The sequence below is a fragment of the Wolbachia endosymbiont of Tuta absoluta genome (assembly GCF_059414725.1).
Window position 1 is genome coordinate 1 of sequence record NZ_JBNRJY010000766.1, and the last position, 3,691, is coordinate 3,691.

Annotated in this window: 4 protein-coding genes and 1 pseudogene; 4 read left to right on the forward strand and 1 reads right to left on the reverse strand. The window is 35.5% G+C overall.

Translation table 11 applies throughout. From position 1 onward, the window contains the following. Nucleotides 1-65 precede the first annotated feature (65 nt). Nucleotides 66-392, reverse strand: a complete 327-nt coding sequence (locus ACJ5GX_RS07970; RefSeq protein ID WP_495292885.1) for a hypothetical protein — start codon at nt 390-392, stop codon at nt 66-68. A gap of 151 nt (nt 393-543) precedes the next feature. On the opposite strand from ACJ5GX_RS07970, the gene gap reads away from it, so the two are divergent. From gap to ACJ5GX_RS07990, 4 genes and pseudogenes are all read left to right on the forward strand, one after another. Beyond that, nucleotides 544-1,515 carry a type I glyceraldehyde-3-phosphate dehydrogenase gene (gene gap, locus ACJ5GX_RS07975; RefSeq protein ID WP_019236363.1) on the forward strand — a complete coding sequence of 324 codons (972 nt, stop codon included), beginning with the start codon at nt 544-546 and terminating at the stop codon, nt 1,513-1,515. Between the two features lie 3 nt (nt 1,516-1,518). Next, the gene (gene tatC / locus ACJ5GX_RS07980) at nt 1,519-2,277 is read left to right on the forward strand and encodes a twin-arginine translocase subunit TatC (protein WP_007302699.1); all 759 of its coding nucleotides are present in this window, start codon (nt 1,519-1,521) and stop codon (nt 2,275-2,277) included. 134 nt (nt 2,278-2,411) lie between these two features. Beyond that, nucleotides 2,412-3,218 (forward strand): nucleotide-binding protein, encoded by an 807-nt coding sequence (locus ACJ5GX_RS07985; RefSeq protein WP_230609127.1) that lies wholly within the window; start codon nt 2,412-2,414, stop codon nt 3,216-3,218. Between the two features lie 187 nt (nt 3,219-3,405). Then, nucleotides 3,406-3,558, forward strand: a pseudogene (locus tag ACJ5GX_RS07990) (IS630-like element ISWpi11 family transposase); the annotation flags it as partial. Between the last annotated feature and the right edge of the window lie 133 nt (nt 3,559-3,691).

Sequence of the window (3,691 nt, forward strand, 5' to 3'; positions counted from 1 at the left end):
CGACGTAATACTTAGGAGAGGAAGTTAGTTTTTTTATGGGCAGTGAGGCACAAACCTGGATATTCTTAGTAAGACGGTGGATGATGATACGGAACAACTTTCTCCAAGAAAAATATGGCAGGAAACGACAAAAATGATCGATCTTCATCTCTTTCTTCTAATTGAAATGCTGCTGCTTCTTGAGGTGCTTCTAGCAGTTTTTTTAATATTTCTGTGCGCAGTTTCTCTGTTATTGATTTCCACTGTAGCATTACTAGCATTTCATTTTGCAGCACTGACATTTTCTGTAGTGTTTTCACTTTTTCTGACAGTCCTTTATTTTCTTTTTGCAATGCTTCTATTTTTCTTTGCTGATACTGATTATCTGAATTTGTCATTGGTAATCCATGCATAACCTACTCCAAGTTAAAATTTAGACATTATTAATTAAGTGATACAGTTTCTTTAGTCAATCAATATATTATAACATTAGGATTAACAACTAAAAGAATAGAATGAAATATCAGGCAATATTCCGTATAATTAAACTTTTAAGATGGAAAAATGACAATTCGTGTAGGAATTAATGGTCTTGGTAGAATAGGCAGAAGTGTATTGCGTGCTATTTTTGAAGTAGAAAACTATAGCGAGCAAATAGAAGTTGTGGCGGTAAATGGGTCGCTCAGTGCTGAGCAGCATGCACATTTGATTAAATATGACTCTGTTCATGGCAAATTTAACGGCGATATTGATTTTAACGAGTCTGAAAATTGGCTATCTATAAATGGCAGGAAATTTTCTTTATATAGAGAACGTAGCCCTGAAAATATTCCTTGGAATGTTGATGTAGTGCTTGAATGCACTGGTGCATTCAACAAGCGTGCGGAAGCAGCAAAGCATAATGCAGAGAGAGTAATTGTCTCTGCTCCAGTTTCAGATGCTGATGTAACTGTAGTTTACGGCGTAAATAACGATATGCTAAAAAAGGAGCATAAAGTGATCTCAGCAGGTTCTTGTACTACAAACTGTCTGGCTCCGATTGTACACGTTTTACACTCCAATTTAGGTATAAAAAGCGGTTTTATGACCACTATACATGCCTATACGAATGATCAAAATATTCTTGATGGCAACCATAGAGACTTACGTAGGGCAAGAGCTTGTGGCCTTTCTATGGTGCCAACTACAACTGGAGCAGCAAAAACAATTGGTTCTGTCATTCCTCAGTTAAAGGGTAAGCTAGATGGTACTGCTATTAGAGTTCCGGTTAGCAACGTTTCTATGGTTGATTTTAAATTTACGACTGATAAGAAGGTAACAGCTGGAGAAATAAATGAAATGTTTAAGAATTCAGCAAATCATGTGCTTTCCGTATGTAACGAGCCTTTAGTTTCAATAGACTTTGTCCATAACCCTTATAGTGCAATTGTGGATTTAGCTGGTACATATGTCACAGGTGATATCTGTAGAGTTGCAGCGTGGTACGATAATGAATGGGCTTTTTCACTGAGAATGTTAGATATAGCTTTATTGTAAAGTATGAACGAAAACTCACAAAAATATGCTTCATTTTATGAGCACTTTGCGGAACTTAGAAAAAGGGTTATTTTTTGCTTTCTATTTTTTTGTGTTACCTTCGGGTTTTGTTACTACTTTAAAGAAAATATATACCGCTTTTTACTTGCACCTTTAATAGAAGTTACAAAAGATAGCAATGATTTTTCTCTAATCTATACAGACTTAACAGAAGCGTTTTTTGTATATCTCAGGGTTGCAATAATGAGTGCACTGTTGTTTTCTTTTCCTGTGTTTGCATGGCAATTCTATATGTTTCTAGCACCTGGCTTATATAAAAGAGAAAGGGCAGTGTTATTGCCATACTTAATTGCAACACCGGTTTTGTTTGTAACGGGAGCCGCTGTAGTTTACTACTACATATTTCCCTTAGCCTGGAAATTTTTTATTGCTTTTGAACATAGCGGTAAATCTTTCGGTATACCAATAGAGTTTATGCCATCAGTTAGTGAATATTTAGACCTTGTTCTTCAATTCGCGTTCGCTTTTGGTACTGCATTTCAAATTCCAGTCATACTAACCTTAATGGTGAGAGTAGGGCTAATCACTGCACAAAGTTTGTCAAATAAACGGAGAATTGCGATAGTGGTAATTTTCATTATTGCTGCAATCTTAACTCCACCTGATGTACTAAGCCAAGTAGGGCTTGCAATTCCAATGTTGGTATTATATGAGCTGTCTATTCTGATATGTAGATATATTGAGAAGAAAGCAAAGGATTGAATCAAGAATATTATTTATAAACAAAGAATGAGCACCGGAGCACTTTTTCTTGAACATTGAAATGGGATTATGTAAACTGCCCTTATTGATTTTTTAGTAGACGCCAAGTGAATTAAAATATTACGAGGTGTGTTATGATAATAGTTGTTGGTGGTCAAAAAGGTGGTACTGGTAAAACGACCATAGCCACAAATATAGCGGTGATGCGTGCTAGGGAAGGTAGAAATGTCCTTCTCTATGATCTTGACCCATTAATGCTAGCTACCTTGTGGGCATCCCAGCGAGACAAGGACAAAAGTTTACCGAAAATTAACAGTATTCACAAGGTGTTAGGCCAAATTAACATTGGTGTAGTAATCAGAAATGAGCTACAAGCTTTACAGTCCAAATATCAAGATATTATTGTTGACGCAAGAAGAGTAGATGAAACTTTAAGGGCTGCCTTATCATTAGCTAATCTAGCTATATTTCCGATTCTTCCATCTGCAGCTGATATGTTGACGTTTAACACTCTGAGCAACTTAGTTAACGGTGCTCAAAGTTGTAACAAAAACTTTCAAGCAAGAATCCTACTTAATCAAATGAATACTAATCCAGTTGTAACCAAAAAAGGAATTGAGAAATGTGATGCTTTTTTAAGCTGTTTTGAACACTTAACAAGGTTCGATAGTTTTTTGAGTCAGCGAATTGCAATTGAAGATGCCTATGGCGAAGGTATGGCAATTGTTGAATCAGCAGACTTAAAAGCAATTAGGGAAATTGAATCTGTTTATGAGGAAGCCTTATCTACTGTTAGAAAATCAGAGCCAGCACAGTCAGTGTTAAGGTTGCCACCTAGTTTACATCAAAAATTGAGGGAAATAGCCTTTATAACAAAAGATACAGTTTCTAACATTGGATTCAGGGCTTTAACGGAATACATTAAAACTTTAGAGAAATAAGAAACCAATCAAAATGAAGAAGAGAGGTTTGTTTCCTTGATTGTCTTTCAACTATTTTTCTGAAGTTGGAGGTTCGATAGGTTGCTGTGTAAAAGATTAGGAAGTAGTTTTGTTAGTGTTGAAAATTATAGCTCTTTTCCTAATAGTCGGAACATGATGGAATAGGTAAAGTAGTGAGGAGATGTGAATGCCAGCAGCATATAGTTATGATTTAAGGAAAAAAGCATTGGATGTAGGGGAAAGTAGAGCATTTGTAGCCAAGAGGTTTAAAGTTAACATTCTATGAATGGCAAAAAGGTGCAAGAAAATAGGCGATTTTAAATCAAAATGTAGATCCAATAGAGCGTGATTGATATCTTGCTAGTAATAGTGTAACAGCTTTTATTAAGATATTTTTTGCCATATGGCAGCAATAACAAAGTTAGAAAATTGATGGCTGAATATGTTGGCATTGATAAACAGTATATTATGCT

Excerpts from the sequence above, each read along its gene's own strand:
- ACJ5GX_RS07970 (WP_495292885.1), bottom strand. The coding sequence starts at position 392 with ATGCATGGATTACCAATGACAAATTCAGATAATCAGTATCAGCAAAGA.
- gap (WP_019236363.1), top strand. The coding sequence starts at position 544 with ATGACAATTCGTGTAGGAATTAATGGTCTTGGTAGAATAGGCAGAAGT.
- tatC (WP_007302699.1), top strand. The coding sequence starts at position 1,519 with ATGAACGAAAACTCACAAAAATATGCTTCATTTTATGAGCACTTTGCG.
- ACJ5GX_RS07985 (WP_230609127.1), top strand. The coding sequence starts at position 2,412 with ATGATAATAGTTGTTGGTGGTCAAAAAGGTGGTACTGGTAAAACGACC.